Raw genomic sequence first — 19878 nt, forward strand, 5'->3', positions numbered from 1 at the left:
CGTTAGCGGCAGATGCGGTAGAACCTTTACCAACAGAAGTGGCATTTTCTCCACTAGCATTTGCGGCATCACCATAGGCTGAGGCTGATGTGCCTGTGGCTTGAGTGGCATTACCTGTGGCGGTGGCATTAGCAGCCGATGCAGCAGAGCCTTTACCAACAGAAGTGGCATTTTCTCCACTGGCGTTGGCGGCATCACCATAGGCTGAAGCAGAAATACCTGTGGCTTGAGCGGCATTACCTGTGGCGGTGGCGTTTTGTTGATTGGCTAGGGCGGCGTTACCTGTGGCGGTGGCATTAGCGGCCGATGCGGTAGAACCTCTACCAATAGAGGTGGCATTTAGACCACTAGCATTTGCAGCATCACCGTAGGCTGAGGCGGAAATACCTGTGGCTTGGGCGGCATTACCTGTGGCGGTGGCATTTGTTTGTGAGGCAATAGACCCAAATCCAGTAGCTACTGATCGAGTTCCAGATGCAGTTGCCGCTTGAAGATATGTGCCAGTTCCAGGATCAAAATTACCACCACCAAAAGCCACTGAATTTGTGCCTGATGCAGTCGCACCTGCACCCAATGCTGTAGAACTATTTGCCGTCGCTTTAGCTGTATCACCTATAGCCGTTGCTGAACTTCCTGAAGCTTGAGAGGCAAAACCATAGGCTGCGGAAAACGCACCTGTCGCTTGGGCTAGAACACCAGTGGCTAGGGATCTATCATTATTTGCTATAGAACCAGTACCCGTAGCGATCGCTGCGTTACCGGTAGCTTGGGAAGAAAGACCTGTAGCGATCGCGGTACTACCAGTAGCTTGGGCATTAGTCCCCGTAGCGATCGCAGAAGCATTTGTAGCTTGGGCATTGTTACCTGTAGCGATCGCATTATTGCCACTGGCAGTCGTGTTGTTAGAACCAATTGCAACTGAGTTATTACCTTGTGATCTGACATTATGACCCAAGGCTACAGATGAAGTTGCTGAAGCATTGGCAGTATTACCGATGGCTGTAGCACTACTAGCACCAGCATTCGCACCTGTACCTGCGGCGATCGCATTGGTGGCGTTAGCTGCTACAGTTGCACTTTGACCAATGGCAGTTGAGTTGGTTGCACCTGTATTGACGTTGGCATTATTACCAGTGGCGATAGAACCAGCTGCTTGAGCCTTGGCAGCATTACCTGTAGCGATCGCGCTATCAGCACTAGCTGTAGCAGTATTACCTGTAGCGATCGCACTGTTACCACCAGCACTGGCACTTGTACCTGTGGCGATCGCATTGGTGGCGTTAGCTGCTACAGTTGCACTTTGACCAATAGCTGTAGAGCCTATTGCCCCAGTATTAACAATAGCCCCATTACCTGTAGCGATTGAGTTATTTGCTAGGGCATTAGTACCTGTACCTGTGGCGATCGCATTTTGTTGACTGGCGGTAGCACCTGTACCTGTGGCGATCGCACCACTAGCACTAGCGGTAGTATTACTGCCGACTGCAACGGAATTAGTCGCTTGAGCTTTTGCTGCATCTCCTAATGCTGTAGATGAAGTACCTGATGCAGCACTTTGATTTCCCAGTGCTGTGCCAGCAGCACCAGCAGTTGATGAAGTACCAACCGCCGTTGCATTGGATGAAGCTACACTGGCTAATTGTCCAATTGCGATCGCACCAGTATTGCCAACACCACCAGAAACATTTACAGAAGCTGCACTACCGATAGCTATTGCAGAGCTAGCACCAAATATCGTTGTGGCATTAGTACCGATAGCTATTGAATTCTGACTTTCAGCCGATGCTGATGATCCGATAGCGGTTGCATTGATACCCTGGGTACTATTTGAAAATGTCCCACCGGTAGGATTTGGTGTGATTTGGACTTTTTGAGCCTGAGCAATAGGCATTCCTGCATATATCAGTCCGGCTGGCAAGAGCAGTCTGACAAATAGTAGGATGAGTAACTTCCGATAACGCCCCTTGATAGGCTGTTTAATCGTATACCAGTAAATTGGATGAATCTTCATAGAAATATTTCTGTGTTTGTTATTTCATGGTTGTGATGAGAACACCAAATTGAATCCATTCTAAAAAACACTAAATAATTGAATAAGACTCCAACTAAATTGGCATCAATTTCATTAATGTTTTTATAAATGTATAAACGATAAATTTAGCAATCTCTTTGTTTATTTCATGGCAATTGCAATGGGTTCACCCATTAATGGGTCTGTATTTATTCCCACTCCCAGCAATGGTGTACTCAATCCTTTAAGAAACTGATTTTTAATCAAATTCGTAAAGGTTTCTAGATTCAACTGCCATTGTTCCAGATGGTTAGACAAAACAGCTAACTTTTCAGGAGGTGACACCTCTTGGAAGATATATTCAAAATTGCCTGAATAAGTCACTATTGGGGTGATAACTTCTCCATTTTCTTGTCGCAGAAATCCCTGACTGACTTTAAGATTGAGTGTCCCCTGATCTAATGTGTAGGAAATATTCAGATCAACCTTTGGCGTTTTGTTGCCGAACTCTAGCCACGGTTGAGAAGATAAGAGAGTTTTAGACAGATAGTTTTGCGCTATTTCGGGGTGATCGGGAAAAGTTGCAAATCCTTCAGGATTAATTCCTAATGCTTTATATTCTGCATGAGGTAATACCTGAGTATAAAGCTTGGCAACTTGAGCAACTACAAGATCACTGAGTGATTTTCCAGCTATTCTTTCTGTGAAAATAGTTCGATTGGTATCAGCAATTATCCTCAATCCGTTCTGAAAGATAACTTGCGATAAATTTGGTGTCGAAATAGGATCATTAGCCAATTCCCAATTTTGAGGCACGATCCCACTATATTTCAAAAAATCTAAGTTTAACAATGTGGGATTTTGATTATGGATGAGTAAAACAATAGATAATTCATGCAGTGAAAAAAGAGATGACATTTTAAATTATCCTAATATTTAATATGGGATTTGGATATAGATTTAGAAAGTATCCCAGATGTTTGATTTTAAAATGCAGAGGGTTTGGAGATTTTACCAGAGATGTTCGTATTGTATTTGACAAAATTAGGATGCTCTCCTATGGCTAGGGCATATATCTTTAATAAAATGAATACTTGTGACTATCAAAACGATGCAGTATCAAGTGATATGACTTGTATGTACACCGTAGATTATTAAATAATTACTTAAAGTCACAGCTAACTACTTTGAAAAAAATCTCTAATACATTTACTTAGTATTTGCTCTTTCAATCAGCAGAAATCCTGTCTTCCTATCTGAATAGCGCAAACATGAAGATCACACACAAGTAATCTGGTGAACTTGTTGATTGAATACTATAATTGATGATCGTCTATCTCAATATCTGTGGGCTAAATTTCATAATGGGGTACGTAATTTGCTACATACTACTGATGCTCAAGCTTGATGTAATCAGTGAATATACTATTTTTTATTTTTAAAGGGCAAATTTTGATGTAAGTTCTACAGATTTATATCGATAATATAGATATGAGTAAATGTAATATTGCTGATGATAAATATTTTTTAAATAAAAGAAACATAAATTACTCCTACAAAGAGAGTATTGAGTAGGATGTCTGCAATTGTATATTTATTAATTCTGCGTAGCACTGCTAGGTCTCTATTATTTGTATTTTACAATACATCGTACTGGGGGATATTTTTGATTTGTATGACTGAACTAGACTTTTGGCGAATAGTGTTGATTTTGTAGATGAGCGTAAATTAGCGTAAACACGCTTGTCAGCATTGACTTACCATGCCAGAACTCAATCAAAATCAGCATCGTAGTCATTTAGGCACGGGCTGGTCTTTTCCGCTCAGGGTAAACGTCCAGGGAGGTTTGCAACTTAGTACCAAGGAACGCAATATTGAAGAGTCGATTATGCTCATTCTGCGTACTGATTTGGGTGAACGGGTGTATCGGCCTAATTTTGGTTCGCGGTTGTCTGAGTTAACTTTTGCACCGATGAATACTCAAACTTTATTACTCTTGCGCCTACACGTCCAAGAAGCTTTGGAAATGTGGGAGCCTCGAATTATTTTAGATGGAGTTTTTACTGAAGCTGATCCTTTACGTGGTCGGGTAGATATTCATATTCAGTATCATCCAAAAGAGACTCATGATTCTCGCAGTTTGGTTTTTCCTTTTTATGTAAATGGGGTGGAAAGTCAATAATTAATGGTCATTAGATACAAAATTTGTAAAATTATATTTCTTCTCTTATCTTTCTACTCAGTTTCCAGCTTTTCAATGAGTGGATTTGCAATAAGTGGATTTTAGATTATTCAATCCAAAATCTAAAATCTAAAATCTAAAATTCTCAGTCCCCAGTCCCTTTGCCAAGATAATCAGCACGTTTTTTAATCAGGCTATATTATTGTGGAATTTGATTTTTTACCGAAGTTACCAAAGTCAAATCTAGACGATCGCACGTTTAAAGATTTGGTCGATGAATGTGTGCTGCGGATTCCTCGCTATTGTCCTGAATGGACAAACTACAATCCTAGCGATCCGGGAATTACGCTGATTGAGCTATTCGCTTGGTTGACTGACCAAATGCTGCTGCGATTCAATCAAGTACCGAAGCAAAATTATATTACTTTTTTAGAATTGCTGGGGGTGCGCTTGCAAGCACCTGCGCCAGCTTTAGCTGATATTACTTTTTATTTAAGTGCGGCTTTACCGGATAGCTATACAATTCCGGCTGGTGTGGAGGTGGCGACGATACGCACGGAAACGGAAGAAGCGATCGCTTTTACTACAGATAGACCTTTAATTATTGATAAACCCCAAATTCGCCATTTTCTCTCTGCCCAAACTGTAGAAACTACACCTGCAATTTTACGCGATCGCTTTACTAATATCTGGTCTCTCAGCCCTGATGATCAGTGGTACGGTAGGGAATTAACTTTTTTTGATGAACAACCCCAGCCAGGCAATAGTTTTTACATAGTTATTGATGGTGAATGTCAGTGTGAGGGGAATGTCTTAGCACTGCAATTTAAGGGAGAAGCCGCCACTAGTACCGGGATTAACCCCGATGCACCTCCGCGACGCTGGGAAGCTTGGAATGGTGTGGAATGGGTGTCTGTTTTACTCCAAGAGTCTGACGATAGTACCAAAGGCTTCAGTTTTAGTGAGTTGGCGGCTCAAGGTGCTAATCCCCTCCAGGGTGCAGATGTGGTATTGCATTTACCCCAATCTTGGCCTGTGACTACTTTTACGGCTTTCCAAGGGCGTTGGCTACGTTGCGTTTACACGAGTCCCCAACCCAATCAACCAGGATTTAGTTGCTCTCCCCGGATTGTGGGTTTGTCGGTGCGCTCCATTGGTGGTACGGTGGGAGCTAGCCAAAGTGAGTTGATTTACGATGAAATTTTAGGCGAAAGTGACGGCACACCGGGGCAGACTTTTCAATTACAGCAGTTTCCTTTGTTAAATCGTCGGGAAGATGAACATATAGAAGTATTACCGCCAGGAAGTTTATCTTCGCAGACATGGTATGAAGTCAGTGATTTTGCTAATTCTGGGGCTTTAGATCGACACTACACTATTGATTCCCGCACAGGTTTAGTCCAGTTTGGCCCTTTAATTCGTGAACCAGCCCAAATTCAGCAGCAGACTGAGTGGAGGAAGGTATTAGGGACTGGGGACAACTCAGTGCTGAGTAATGAGTACCGAGTACCGAGTGGGGAATCTAATTCAGGACTTAGAACTCAAAACTCAGCACTTATTCCCAATGCTGAGGAGTTAGAGCGTCAATATGGGGCTGTACCTACGCGTGGTTCAGTGATTCGGATGGTGGCTTATCGCACGGGTGGGGGACGGAAAGGGAATGTGCAACGGGGGACAATTACTGTCGCGAAAACGGCTGTACCTTATATTGCTCGATTGATTAATCATGCACCGGCTCGTAATGGTGCGGATGCGGAATCTTTGGAAGATGCGGTGATTCGAGTCCCGGCGATGTTGCGGACACGCGATCGCGCTGTCACTCCTGAAGATTTTGAAGTGCTAACTCTGCAAGCTGGCTCTGGTGCGGTGGCGCGTGTCCGTTGTTTAACGCCGAATTCCGCTAAAGAAGCCGGGACAGTCCGCTTATTAGTTGTACCATCGGCGAATACCGATGCTATTGCTCGCGCTGAAGGTATCGACCCCGAATTATTGAGTCTTAGTCCCCAACTCCGCAGTCAGATTTTGGCCTACTTAGATGAACGGCGGTTACTAGGGGTGCAAGTTAAACTACAAGCACCGGAATATGTTGGTGTAGCAGTGCAAACGGAAGTCGCCCTAGAGCCAGAATACAATAATCCTTCCGCCCAACAAGAAATGTTAGGGAAATTGCGAGTTGCTCTCTACCGCTTCTTAAACCCCATCACAGGCGGACATGATGGTAAAGGCTGGCCTTTTGGTCGTCCTGTATATCCTTCTGATATTGTGACTCTATTCCAAAAATTCCCGGCTGTGCGCTATTTGGGAGTCGTGCAGTTATTTGAATTACGATACATCAGGGATCATTGGGTGCGATCGCTTCCCCAAAATCCCGTGATTGATCCTGGAAGTCTGGGGTTAATTTGTTCTTGGCAAAATACGCGGTTGCGTTCTGGTCACGTCGTGAATTTAATTCAGTAGAGTGCGTTAGCCTGCGGCATAACATACCCTACGCGCTTAATTACGAATTACGAATTAATTATGGCTTCTTTAAGTTTACAATTAACCCCCATGCAGCAACCGGATGCGCTGCAACCATCGACGGCAGCCGCATCTCAAAATACTTCTTTAGTGCCGTTTAATTTGGCAACTAATACTAAACTTTCAGGGTGTGATGTAGTTGTCTATCCGAGAGAACCCAGTGAAATATTGTTGCAGTTGGAAAATTTAGGCGATCGCAGTCTAGATATCAAGGTACAAATTGAAGGCAATTTCCCTTTGGAGTGGTGTTCTATTCACAAAGAACCCGATAAACAAGGGCCTTATGCTTTTGACCCATACGCACAGATGAGCGTTGTACTGTGCTTTAACATTCCTGAAGACTTTTTTGAGCAAGAAATGGCTGTCACACCTAGTCATCCAATGGTGTTAGATTTTCACAGCCGTATTCATGTTTATTACCAAGAACAAGGCACAGGTAGGCAGTTTGTCGAAACTGGTGCTTTGAATTTATATATACGTCCGCGTAGTTTATATCTTAATTTTATACCTCAGCTTTATCGGGAAGTAGACTTTATTAGTCGCTTCCTGAAAATTTTTGAGCAGGCTTTTGAACCAGCTGTGCAGACAATGGATGTCCTTTGGGCTTATCTAGACCCCATGACCGCACCCCAGGCTTTGTTACCTTTTCTCGCCCATTGGGTAGCCTGGCCACTTGATCAACGCTGGACTCTAGCCAGACAACGCTTTTTAATTCGTTCTGCTGTAGAACTATATCGCTGGCGCGGAACACGGCGGGGTTTAAGACTTTATTTACATCTTTATACAGATTTACCTTTAGATGATCATATTGCCAAAGAAGCTGATAAACATATTTGTATTGAGGAAATTCGCGGTGAAGGTTTTGTGTTAGGTAACACTCGTCTGGGTCAAGATGCCATGATTGGCGGTGGTCGTCCTTATCACTTTATTGTCCGCCTACGTCCTCAACGTCCCAACCAAATTGATGAAAATTTAGTCCGTCACATTATACAGCAAGAAAAACCAGCTTTTTGTACCTATGAGTTGTATGTGGAGGAGTGAAGAAGGGGACAGGGGACAGGTGACAGGTGACAGGAATTAATAGTCATTAGTTTTTCTATCCAATTCCCATTCTCCAGGACTTCTTTAATTTTGAATTTTGAATTTTGAATTGATTTATCCCCACCTATGCAAGAACTCCAACCCCTAGAACGGTTACAAGTCCAAGACGGTTTATTGATTAATGCCGAAAGATGGCTGCGATCGCACAATTACCACCGTCAAAGGCAAAATATACATTATCAGTCCCTCAATCAGCCAGGGATTGTTTATGGTTTGGGTGTATGTTTAACTCCTGCACCCCAAGGCGTGTCTTCACAGTACAACGATGGACGATGGTTGCAAATTCAGCCAGGACTAGCAATTGATACTCATGGGAATCCGATTATTGTCCCTCAAGCAATAGACTTTCATGTGTCTGCTGATATTGCGGAAGATAAACCACGGCTGATTTATATAGTGGTAAGTTATGTCGATCCTGATGACTTGCAACGTCAAAAAGTCGCTGAGTTTGAAACTGAGAGTTTTCGTCTAGAAGAAAAAACTACACCACCTGATGCTTATGAGGTGGAATTATGTCGGATTGTGTTGCAGCCAGGATTAATATCTTTACAAAATCCCCAAGATGTGTTTTACCCTGAGTTGAATAGCCTCGACTATCGTTATCGTCCCATAGCGCGATCGCGTCATAGTGAAGTTGTCAGGGTTGCTTATCTGGAAACGCCTGAACCAGAAGTTAGGGATAGTTTTGCAAATTTTTCCTATTTACTTAAATCTGCGGAACATCTGACCCAGACTATACAAGGATTTGAGCATATTGACCGCATACCATTGCATTTAGAACATATCAATAATGCGATCGCTTACGACTTGTTATTTACCACAGGTGTTCAACCACTTTCTTTAAATACACAAGAATTAACTCACCTCAAAAGTTATTTAGATGCTGGTGGCGTGTTGTTAGTCGAATCACCTACTGATGCTATAGACAGATTAGAAAGTATTGTTGATATCGCCGATAAATTCAATACTAACCTAGAAGATTTACGTAAACTAGACCGCAATCACCCCATGCGGATACACCCATTTTTATTTGCGGCTTTACCTGTGATTAATCAAAAGCCAATTCAAATCTTAATTGCAGGTGGCATTGTTTTAGTAATTGGCGATTTATCCGCCGCTTGGGGATTAGATGAAAAACTAACTTTCTCACGAGAAACAATTCGCACTGCCCAAGAGTTAGGACTTAATATCTTACATTTTGCTTGGTCTAGAAAACAAATGACTCAATTACAAAAACAGCCCATTTTATCAACACCGACTACACCATCCCCATCATTTAAACCAGACCCATTACAAAGTGTATTCAACAAATTGGGGGAATAGGAAATAAAATTTTAAGTTCGTAGTAAGGACTTTAGTCCTTATTCCCCAAGCACTAAAGTGCTTACTACAAACCTCTGATTATTTTTGACTTTATACTATGGCAATTAAATTAGTCAACGCCAATATCTCAACTCAAGTAATTACATTTAAACCAGGTGGTTCGCCGACATCCTTTGAAGTCACTGTTGTTAACGATAGTGATCAGTTCGCTTCCTTCCAATTAGAAATTATTGCGGCTGGTGGTAGTTCAAATTTAAGTGCTAACTGGTACAATATCACACCTGCTGTCAGTGCCAAAAATCCCCCCGGTGACAGCGTAACTTTTTGCGTGACTATCACCGATACACCGATTCCTGGTTTTATCGGCAAAATGAATTTGATAGTCCGCATCTTCTCTGTAGAACTGCGGGAAGAAGATAGACAACTTCTGCGTTTAATTGTCGAGGCTGGAACTAGTGCTATTCCCGTGCAAGTTGAGTTACCTCAACGCGAGTTTTCCACTCAACCACAAGGACTAATTGACATTCGAGTCCGGGTGCTAAATCCCAGTCAATCACCTACTACTGTCACCCTCAGAATGATAGGGATAGACACAAAATGGCTATCAGGTAATGAAAAAAGATTATTAACAGTTACAGGTGGTAATGAAGCAGAAACTTCTTTTTCTTGTCAACTACCAATTCCCGCAGAAGTCCCTAGTCAAATATATCCTTTTACTATTGAAGCTACTCACCTCAATGCTTCACCCTCCCGCAGTCCTGAAGGCATAATTAAAGTTGCGCCTGGGGGATTTGTGGATTTTCGTTGTACACCAGAAAAGCAACAAATTCCTGCTGATCGTATTTGGTTACCGCAACGGAAAATCAACTCTACAAATTACCAACTCGAATGTCATAATGCCAGCAATTTAACACAAACAGCACATATTGATATTCGAGCAGGTCAGGAAAAACAACCACAATGTTTTTTCGATATTCAACCAGAGAATGTAGAATTAATTCCTGGGGAAACTAAGCAATTGCAACTCTTAGTAAGTAAGCGTAGACATTGGTTTGGTTTAGCAAAGAAATTATCATTTATAGCCAAAGCTATTATATCAGATCAACGCGTTAATGTTACTAATGAAAGCCAATTTTTACAACTAACTATTCATCCTGTACTTCATCCTTGGTTACAGTTAGTTTTAGCAACGCTGCTTCTATATTTACTTTGGGCTATATCCTGGCTCAATCCTAATAACCCACTATTTGGACATAATAGAACTGTAAATTTTGTACAATTTAACGGTGTGGGTGATAAAGCTGTGAGTGGTTCTCAAGACCAAAGTATTATTAGATGGAATATTGCTGGTTTTAAGAATACTTTCATTAATCCACATGATGGCAAAATGTCTAAAAACACAGGTAAATCTGTGCGGGTTGTACGCTACAAACCTGTAGAAAATGATGTAGTAGCAGCAGGGTTAGAAAATGGGGAAATCCAAATTTGGGATGTCTTAGGTGGTACTTCACAACCCAAAGCAACGTTTTCCTTTGATCAAGCTGATCGCGTGTTGAATTTAGAATTTAGTGAGGACTCCCGGTTCTTATTTAGCGCACATGGTAGCGGCTTAGTTTTGAAGTGGGATGTCTATAGTGCCTTCTTGGGTAATCTTAATAGTCTGAATAAACCTATAAAAAACCAGAATGTACAATTTTCTGTTTATGGTTTAGCACTTGTGGGACAAGATAAACGGAATTTAGCAATTGGTGGCAGATATAATAATTTAGCAATTTGGGATTTTGAAGAAGATAAATTGTGGAAAGTCTCATATAATTCCCCAGGTAGTCAAAATGATTATATTGTTGGTTTAGCTAGTGCTAAACACAAACCAAATCTCTTAGCAACGGCTGATACTAGGGGACAAATTACTTTATGGAATATGCAGCAATGTGTTAATCAAAATAAGACTGAGTGTGAAGTGCTTGATAGATGGTCTGATGGACATGGAAGTAAGCCTGTACGTTCAGTTGCACTGAGTAGAGATGGCTGTTATTTAGTCAGTGGTGGTGATGATAGTCGTGTGATGTTGTGGCCATTGACAAAAGACGGTAGACGCGCTTTACCTAATGGTAAACAAGTAAGTTCTAATTCCCAAAGATTTAACAGCGTTGATATCAAAGTTGTGAGAAATGAGATTTTAATTATTAGTGGTAATGATGATAATCGAGTGAGGTTAAATGTGATTCCTACAGCGAATAATACTTATTGTAAATAGTAGTGAGTGTTGGCTGTTGTTGGTTGATAGTAAGAAAAAATAATGATTAATGATTAATGATGAATAAATTATGACTGTGACAAATTCTCGTACTAAAAATTCTAAAGCTGGGTTGAGTATGGCAGATGTACTAACTCTGCCACCCCAACAGCGCAAACTTGTGCAGTGGATGCTCAAAAATCAGCCAGATGGTGTAACTTTAGAGGAAGCTGCATATTATCTAGATTTAAATCAACAAGCTACCTTGGCGTTGCTAGATGAGTTGCTTGACCAAGATTTTGTGCAGGCAATTCTCACTCGTGATGATGATCTTAAATATCGAATTCATCTCGCGCCTAAACTTGGGATTCAACAGCAACAAATTCAGCAAACTTTATCGCCTGGTAGTCCTTTAGCGGTTATTTATAACCCTTCTGGTGAGTATGCTGTACAGGCAGGTTCTCGGTTTGAAATTTATATTACAGTTACTAATAAAGGTGCAGAAAGTGCATTAATTGATGTTTTTATAGATGATTTATCACCTCAGTTAATTCAATGGTGTGATGCACCCCATCAAAGGTTAGCTTTAAGTCCTAACTCGATGAGTGAGGTACTATTTGAATTTAATGTGCCGGTGACAGCAATTCCTAGCATCTATAACTATGTGATAGTTGTAGATGCACCGATGCACTACCCAGAAGATACTCCGATTCGTCATACGGCGAAACTTCAGGTATTGCCGGCGATTGAAACTGTTGTTAGAGTTAGTGACCCAACTTTTAATGTAATCCCTGCGAGTAGTTCGCGATCGCCTGCACCAATTCCCCCCGGTGGTATACTTCAACTGAGCGTCAATGTCCACAACCGTTCTGATAGGGTAGACAGGTTTCGTCTGACTTGTGCCGACTGTCACGAAAGTTGGTACACTATCCGCTATCCTGAAGGTTTGGAAACAGCCGGGTTAATCATTCCTAACATGGGTTTGAATCTCAACCCTGGGGAAACAGGACAAATTTTACTGCAATTTCAACCCCCATTAGGCGCAACGGCTGGAATCTACTATCCCACTATTCGCCTGTACTCTGCCAATAATCCTGATTTAGTGTTGTTGGATGTGGTGTATGTGGAAATTCTGCCTGCTTATTTATTGAATGCAGAACTGTTGACAGTTATAGGTAGAGTCAGGCGCAAAGGTGGAGTCTTTGAAATTAGGTTAACCAACGCAGGTAACACCGTCCGAGAAGTTGTCTGTACAGCCATTCCGGCGGATGAAGATAAAGTCTGTACTTACGTCACTACTCCCCCTATTATCCGGGTTTTACCGGGAGAAAAAGCCATTTCCCAGATGACTATAACACCGGTGAAATGGTGGTCACGCCCCATATTTGGTGCTGGACGCTTACTTAATTTCCGCATTGAACTAGAAGACCAAAAGCAATTTCCCTTACCTAACGCCTCCCTTCCGGGGACAGTGATTTGGGAAGCGCGTCCTTGGTGGCAATTTTTGCTAGTCTTACTCACAGTCTTGGGAAGTATAGTAGCGATCGCATTTCTGTTATGGTGGCTATTAAAACCCCCAGCACCTCCTAAAATCCTGCGCTTCCAGTCTTCCGATGCTACATATCAAGAAGCTAATAATGGTTCTATTCGCTTAAATTGGCAAATCCGTAACCCCAAAACCCTGCAAACCTTAACTCTCAATGGCATATTTGTGGATGGGACTGCTGCTGTACAACCAGTAGTTTACAACTTCAACGGTCAAATTCCAGAAGAACTCAAGCAATTTTGTCAGATACAAACTACATTAACTTGCGCCAACATCCCCACCGATGCACGTAAACCGGGGGATTATATTTTTGAACTGCAAGCATTTAATCAAAAAAACCCCGAAGAAGCAGCAGACACAATTAAAACAAATACTATTAAAATTATCCCCATACCGCCAGCTAAAATTCTAGAATTTGCCTCAGTAAAACCTATTTATCAAGAAACACCAATTAATTTAAAAACTAATAATAAAATCAGTCCTGATACAATTCGTTTAAATTGGAAAATTAGCGATTTAGATAAGATTAAACAACTACAAATAATTGGACGATCGCCCGAAGGTGTAGTTAACAGTCAACCGCAAATTTATAACTTCAACGAAGAAATTCCCAACGAATTACAACCATTTTGTAGACAACAACAAAACCAATTAACTTGTCGTAGTGTACCCGCCAACAATCGCACAGCAGGAGACTACATTTTTGAATTGCAAGTATTTACCAAAACCGACACAGATAAACCCAGCGTACTGCAAAAAACGGATGTAATCAAACTCCAACCCCTACCCAGTCAAATTGTAGAATTCAAAATTAACGGTAGTGACCCACTACCAAAATATCAAATTCTCATCGACCCCCAAAACCAATCTAAACAAGCAATAAACCTCAGTTGGAAAGTAGAAGGTAGCAGCAACATGAAAGTAGAACTGCTACCAGCACCAGGAGACATACCTCGCAGTGGGACAATACTTTACCCCGTAAATAATCAACCCAGTAGCGAAACAATCATCTTACAAGCTACCAGTCCGACTGGTGAAAAAGTTAGTCGTTCAGTCACCATAGAAACCTTCTCACCACCTCCCCAAACACTAAACCCCATCCAACCCCAACTCCCACAACTACCAACAACCCAACCCACCCCCCCAGTCATTCCCCCACCCCCCACCGCACAGAATCCATCAACAACCCCCGGAGGTACTCCTAGTTCTACATCACCCACACCCCTACCAACATCACCCACCCCATCCCAACCAGGGACACTATCACCCTTAGAACTCCCCCCAGGATTTGATTAAAAAAAGGGAATGGGAAATCCTGTAAACTTCCCTTCCCTTCCTTTGCGCCTTCCCTGCGGGACGCTCCGCGAATGCGCCTACTCTCCGAGAACAGCTTCGCCGAATGCGCGAAACAAAAAATATGCTAAAAAACATCCCCAAAATCCTTCTTGCAATCCTCCTCATCGCCACCCCAGCACAAGCCAGCCAATACCGCGCCGACTTACTCCTAAAACTAGGGAATAGACAACTCAACAACGGACAACTAACCGCCGCCTTAAACACCTTAAAAGAATCACTCAAACTATATCAAGAAATAGATAATCGCACAGGTCAAGCCAATACCCTTTTACACCTAGGGGAAATTAACTTCACCCTCGGCAAATACCAAACAGCTATTAACTTATATCAACAAAGCTTAAACTTAATGCAGGACACAGGTAATCAACCCGGTACTGCACAAATTTTAGAACTTCTCAGCAACGCCTACCTGAATACTGGAGATGAAAAACTAGCGCAAGAATTCCGAGAAAAAGCCGCAGCCTTAAGAAAAGAAATCGGTAATCCTCCCAGAGAAGCATCATTTTTAGGCAACGTCGGTATAGAACATGAGAAACTGGGAGAATATCAACAAGCGATCGCCTTTCATACCCAACAGTTAACAATTGGACAAGAAACCAAAAATCGCGGCTTACAAATATATTCTCTACAAAACTTGGCGGCGGTACATCGAGAGTTAAAACAATATCCGCAAGCTATTAGTTTTTATGAACGAGTATTAAAAATTGCGTCCCAATCTAGTGATTTAGTTTTAACCAATATCACCTTAAAACAAGTAGCTCAAACCTATGAAAATCAAGGAAATTTTGATCAGGCGATCGCACTATATCAGCAACAACTAGAAACCTCAAAAAATCCTGAGAATAAAGCCGATTTAATCAAACAGCTAGGACGGGTTTACACATCTGCAAAACAATATGATCAAGCCTTAGCATTATATCAAGAACAATTAGATACAGCCAAAGCTAACAAAGATATTTACACCCAAGGCGCAGCGTTAAATAATTTAGCCTTCGTCTTGCTGAAATCAGGTAAAGTAACTGAAGCTCAAACCACCTTACAAACAAATATCAAAACTTGGGAATCTCTCCGCGCTAACTTAGGCAATACGATTGATTATTCTGCTGAACAAACTACTACATATAGTTTACTACAACAAGTCTTAGTTAGCCAAAATCAGCCAGAAGCAGCTTTAGAAGTTGCTGAACAAAGCAGCATCATGACAATTTTAAACCTACTCGGAATGCGCTTGGCAACAGAATCAGCCGGCAGTGGTTTAAAAGTTGCACCTAAAGAAATTATCTTACCAACAATTACCCAAATTCAGGAAGTAGCTAAACAACAACAAGCTACCATTGTGAGGTATTCATTAATAGAAGATAATGAAATTTATGTTTGGGTGATGCAACCTAGCGGTAAAGTTACATTTCGTAAAATAGACCTGAAATTACAAAAACCGATTATTCCTTTTAATTCTCTCGCAGAACTGATTAATAAAACTCCTATATCCTTGGGAGTTAAAAATACTAAACCCCCTACCGATAACTATAAAAATATATTACTACAATTAAATCAAATCCTGATCAAACCAATCGCTGATTTATTACCTGAAAATCCTACAGAACAGGTGATTTTTATTCCTCAAAATGAATTATGGTTTGTGCCATTCCCGGCGTTAGTTGATATTTATGGTAAATACTTAATTGAAAAACATACTATTACGAGTATACCAGCAATTCAGTTACTCCAATTAACTAGACAAAAACGTAACAATACAGGCGGTAATAAAGTTGTGGTCGTGGGTAATCCTACCATGCCAAAAATTGCCCAACAGTCTTTACCCCAACTTATAAATGCAGAACAAGAGGCTTTAGAACTTGCCGATTTATTGAAAACAACCGCTTTAGTTGGCAACCAAGCGACCAAGGCTGATATTTTACCTTTACTACCAAAAGCGAAGACAATTCATCTGGCAACTTATGCTGTTTTAGATGATACCAAAAGACAAGGTATACCGGGTGCGATCGCTCTAGCTAGTGTGGGCGACAACAACGGGTTACTAACAGCTAGCGAAATCCTCAATCTTTATACCCAACCCAAAGGCCAGCGTTTACGAGCAAGGTTAGTATTTTTGAGTGCAGGGGAAACAGGTAATGATAGCATTGGTAACGGTGTCCTTGGTTTATCTTTAGCACTCATTAATGCTGGCGTTCCCAGTGTGATTATCTCCCAATGGGCAGCACCCGATACACCCACAAATGTTTTAACTACTGAATTTTATCGCCAGTTAAAACAGAATCCTAATAAAGCCCAAGCCTTACGCAATGCGATGTTAACCACAATGAAACAGCACCCAAATCCTAAAGATTGGGCAGCTTTTACATTAATTGGGGAAGCACGTTAACAAAAATTAAAAGAAAGAAATAATAGCTTTTCAGATTATTTTAAAATTCACTATTGAAAATGCCACAACTTAAAAACTATATTTATTTATTTTCTCAAAACATCTTTGAAACTATTCTTTTGACTTTTTCCTTTTTTCTTTTAACTTATCCCGCCTTTGCACAAGCACCAAACCCAGAAGGAAATCGCAATCAAGAAAGGTTTCCCCAACCTCAACCAACACCAACGCCTTTACCTCCAACATCGCCAAATTTACAAACAACGCCTACCCCAGAAACTTCGCCTACACCTACATCTGGAAACATTCAAGTAGAGAAAATTCAAGTTACAGGTAGCAGTATTTTTGATGCAGAAACATTTAACTCTATCACCAAACCAATAGAAGGAAGTACCGTTACCTTAGATGAATTAACCAAAGTCGCAGATAGCATTACCCAACTTTATTTAAATCAAGGTTATATCACATCTAGAGCCGTTTTAGTAGATCAAAAAATTACTAATGGTGTGGTGGAAATTCGGGTGATTGAAGGTAGTCTAGAAAAAATTATTATTGAAGGGACAAAACGTTTAAACTCTAATTATGTGCGATCGCGGATTAATTTAGGTGCTAGTAAACCTCTATCTTCAGCTAATTTAGAAGACCAGTTAAGATTACTCCGCAATGACCCCCTATTTACCAACATAGAAGCTAGCTTACGTCCTGGGAGTGGCCTTGGTCAAAGTATTTTAGTAGTGCGTGTCACTGAAGCGAACCCCTTTGCAGCAACATTCAGCATTGATAACTATTCCCCTCCCAGCATTGGTTCGGAAAGATTGGGTGTTAATGCCACTTATCGTAACCTGACAGGGATAGGTGATGAGATTGCCGCTTCCTATTACCGCACTACCCAGGGAGGCGCAAATGTTTATGATTTTAGCTATCAAGTGCCGTTGAATGCGATGAATGGCACTTTACAATTAAGAACTTCAATTAATAATAATCAAGTTATTCAAGAACCCTTCAAAAGCTTCGAGATTAGTGGGGAATCGCAACTATACGAGATTAGTTACAGACAACCATTAGTGCGATCGCCCCGTGAGGAATTTGCTTTAACATTAGGTTTTACTGTCCAAGATGGGCAAACCTTCACCTTTGCAGGGGCTACACCCTTCGGATTTGGCCCCGATGCAGATGGTAACAGCCGTACCCGCGTCATCAAGTTCGGACAAGATTATGTTAGCAGAGATGTGCAGGGTGCTTGGGCGATGCGATCGCTATTTAGTTTAGGTATTGGTACATTTGATGCCACTATCAACTCTGACCCCATTCCCGATGGCCGCTTTTTTAGTTGGATAGCACAATTCCAGCGAGTCCAACGCTTAAATTCAGATAACTTATTAATCGCCCAGGCCGAAGTGCAACTCACACCCAATGCTTTGTTACCTTCCCAGCAATTTGTCGTAGGTGGTGGTCAATCAGTGCGTGGTTATCGGCAAAACGTCCGCGCTGCTGACAATGGCGTAAGATTTACTTTAGAAGACCGCATCACAACCCAACGTGACGCAGCAGGTAATCCCACCTTACAAATCGCCCCATTTTTTGACTTAGCCTACGTTTGGAATGTTGAAAATAACCCCAACAGCTTACAGAGACAGAAGTTTTTAGCCAGTTTGGGAATGGGTATCTTATACCAACCAATACCAAATTTCGACATCAGACTAGATTATGCCCTACCTCTAGTTGACTTAGATGACCGGGGAACAAATGCCCAAGATGATGGCTTTTACTTTAGTATGGGCTATCGCTTGTAGATCAATCAATAAATATAGTTTATATCAGTAGAGTTAACGTTATGGGTGGGTAGAGACGTTGCATTGCAACGTCTCTACAGGCGTTATTATTTGGGCTTTTTTCCAGTTCTTAAATAGTTGACTATCATGTAGTCAATAGTTATGGAGATAGAATAAAGTAATGGCATATTCCAATGAGTCAGACAAAGACAAATTTCTTCACCCTCATGCTCGCTACTACGGACAAGTAAAGCCAGAAAACCTGGTATTTAATGCCAATCTTCAAGAATTTACTCAAAAAGTCGGCTACATTACCAGTTTAGAAACATCTGGCAAGCTTTCCCCCCAGGATGCTTATCAGCAGATTAAAGCACTTTGGAAACAGTTGAAGCATAGTAAAAAAGAACTGGAAATTGGTCAAGAACCACCAACTTCAGCGTAAATCACTTTTACTATAAGCTAATGACTTGAAAATCTTGGGGAGTGAGTGACACCAAAATATTATCAGTATCCACTTGGATGAGCCAACGGTTGCTGGGTTGACCATCTAAGGGTGACTCCCGACCATAAACCACCCCAACTTTCCCGGCTACATAAGCTGGATGTAGAATCAAAACTTTGTTTCCTACTTGAATACTTTTGGGAATTTGCAATACTACTCCTACAAACTCTGGATCTAACGCGTGAACTGATACAAGCGAAACCAAGTGTGTTTTCTATCCTATATTTTAATCAAAAATAGTGCTTTTTATAATCTTTTCTTAACCAAAATAACCATCCTTAATGGTAGCTTCTTTGTGCCTCTGTGGTTCAAAAGCTTTTGATTCCACCACAAAGGCACAGAGAAGAGGCGAAAAAATTGATAGTGAAGAGCTTAGATGGGTGCGGTGTTAACCCTGTTATAAGCTAATCTTCATTCATTTTTCCAGACTGATTCGCTTGTAGTAAGGGCTTCAGCCCTGGTTTTATGCAACTTAAATGCTGATTAACTTAGCGAGATGTAGCAGGAGTCAGATAACTGACAAGAATGTTAGCCAGAGAAGGTTTTTTGTGGTGTATTCCCGCAAAAGTTCGTTAAGTTAATTGTCGCCCCTTTTCCAGAGATTCAGCGCGGCTCTAACAAGTTTTTGGTCAACAATTCTCTGAAAGCCCCTTGATAAAAGACTCACCACTCATCACTCATCACTCATCACTCATTACTCATCACTCATTACTCATTACTCATTACTCATCACTCATCACTCATCACTCATTACTCATCACTCATCACTCATTACTCACCACTCATTACTCACCACTCATTACTCATCACTCATCACTCATCACTCATCACTCATTACTCATCACTCATCACTCATTATTCATTATTCATCACTCATCACTCATCACTCATCACTCATTACTGGAGTTTAGACTAAATCGGTCATGTTCAAGAAAAAAAGGGAGTCTGATTG

12 protein-coding genes are annotated in these 19878 nt (G+C 41.3%); 9 read left to right on the plus strand and 3 right to left on the minus strand.

The window, feature by feature from the left end; translation table 11 throughout:
* Positions 1-2011, minus strand: a 2011-nt coding sequence (locus tag ACM0OR_RS24850; RefSeq protein ID WP_414579164.1) for a YadA family autotransporter adhesin, incomplete at its 3' end; no start/stop codon positions are given.
* Between the two features lie 162 nt (positions 2012-2173).
* Positions 2174-2929 carry a hypothetical protein gene (locus ACM0OR_RS24855; protein ID WP_414579165.1) on the minus strand — a complete coding sequence of 252 codons (756 nt, stop codon included), beginning with the start codon at positions 2927-2929 and terminating at the stop codon, positions 2174-2176.
* An 844-nt stretch (positions 2930-3773) separates the two neighbouring features.
* Between ACM0OR_RS24855 and ACM0OR_RS24860 the strand changes: the two genes are divergently transcribed.
* The 9 genes from ACM0OR_RS24860 to ACM0OR_RS24900 all read left to right on the plus strand — a co-directional run bounded on the left by ACM0OR_RS24860 (position 3774) and on the right by ACM0OR_RS24900 (position 18866).
* A complete protein-coding gene (locus tag ACM0OR_RS24860; protein ID WP_414579166.1) occupies positions 3774-4193 on the plus strand; it encodes a GPW/gp25 family protein in 420 nt (139 codons plus the stop codon).
* Positions 4194-4397: 204 nt separating this feature from the next.
* A complete protein-coding gene (locus tag ACM0OR_RS24865) occupies positions 4398-6650 on the plus strand; it encodes a putative baseplate assembly protein (RefSeq protein WP_414579167.1) in 2253 nt (750 codons plus the stop codon).
* Between the two features lie 60 nt (positions 6651-6710).
* A complete protein-coding gene (locus tag ACM0OR_RS24870; protein WP_414579168.1) occupies positions 6711-7751 on the plus strand; it encodes a phage tail protein in 1041 nt (346 codons plus the stop codon).
* Between the two features lie 126 nt (positions 7752-7877).
* Entirely contained in the window at positions 7878-9134 is a 1257-nt protein-coding gene (locus ACM0OR_RS24875; RefSeq protein ID WP_414579169.1) for a DUF4159 domain-containing protein, read from the plus strand.
* Between the two features lie 97 nt (positions 9135-9231).
* On the plus strand, positions 9232-11391 hold the full coding sequence (locus ACM0OR_RS24880; RefSeq protein WP_414579170.1) for a hypothetical protein: 2160 nt from the start codon (positions 9232-9234) through the stop codon (positions 11389-11391).
* Between the two features lie 70 nt (positions 11392-11461).
* Complete coding sequence (locus ACM0OR_RS24885) at positions 11462-14212, plus strand: hypothetical protein (protein ID WP_414579171.1); 2751 nt, start codon at positions 11462-11464, stop codon at positions 14210-14212.
* A 103-nt stretch (positions 14213-14315) separates the two neighbouring features.
* Positions 14316-16655: a CHAT domain-containing protein gene (locus ACM0OR_RS24890; protein ID WP_414579172.1), complete on the plus strand. Its 2340-nt coding sequence runs from the start codon at positions 14316-14318 to the stop codon at positions 16653-16655.
* Between the two features lie 59 nt (positions 16656-16714).
* Positions 16715-18445: a ShlB/FhaC/HecB family hemolysin secretion/activation protein gene (locus ACM0OR_RS24895; protein WP_414579173.1), complete on the plus strand. Its 1731-nt coding sequence runs from the start codon at positions 16715-16717 to the stop codon at positions 18443-18445.
* Between the two features lie 160 nt (positions 18446-18605).
* Positions 18606-18866 (plus strand): hypothetical protein, encoded by a 261-nt coding sequence (locus ACM0OR_RS24900; RefSeq protein WP_190700195.1) that lies wholly within the window; start codon positions 18606-18608, stop codon positions 18864-18866.
* 10 nt (positions 18867-18876) lie between these two features.
* Here the strand turns inward: ACM0OR_RS24900 and ACM0OR_RS24905 are convergent, their stop codons facing one another.
* The gene (locus ACM0OR_RS24905; RefSeq protein WP_414579174.1) at positions 18877-19131 is read right to left on the minus strand and encodes a hypothetical protein; all 255 of its coding nucleotides are present in this window, start codon (positions 19129-19131) and stop codon (positions 18877-18879) included.
* Positions 19132-19878 lie beyond the last annotated feature (747 nt).

This window comes from Anabaena sp. CCY 9402-a (assembly GCF_963920945.1).
Taxonomy (GTDB): domain Bacteria; phylum Cyanobacteriota; class Cyanobacteriia; order Cyanobacteriales; family Nostocaceae; genus Trichormus; species Trichormus minutissimus.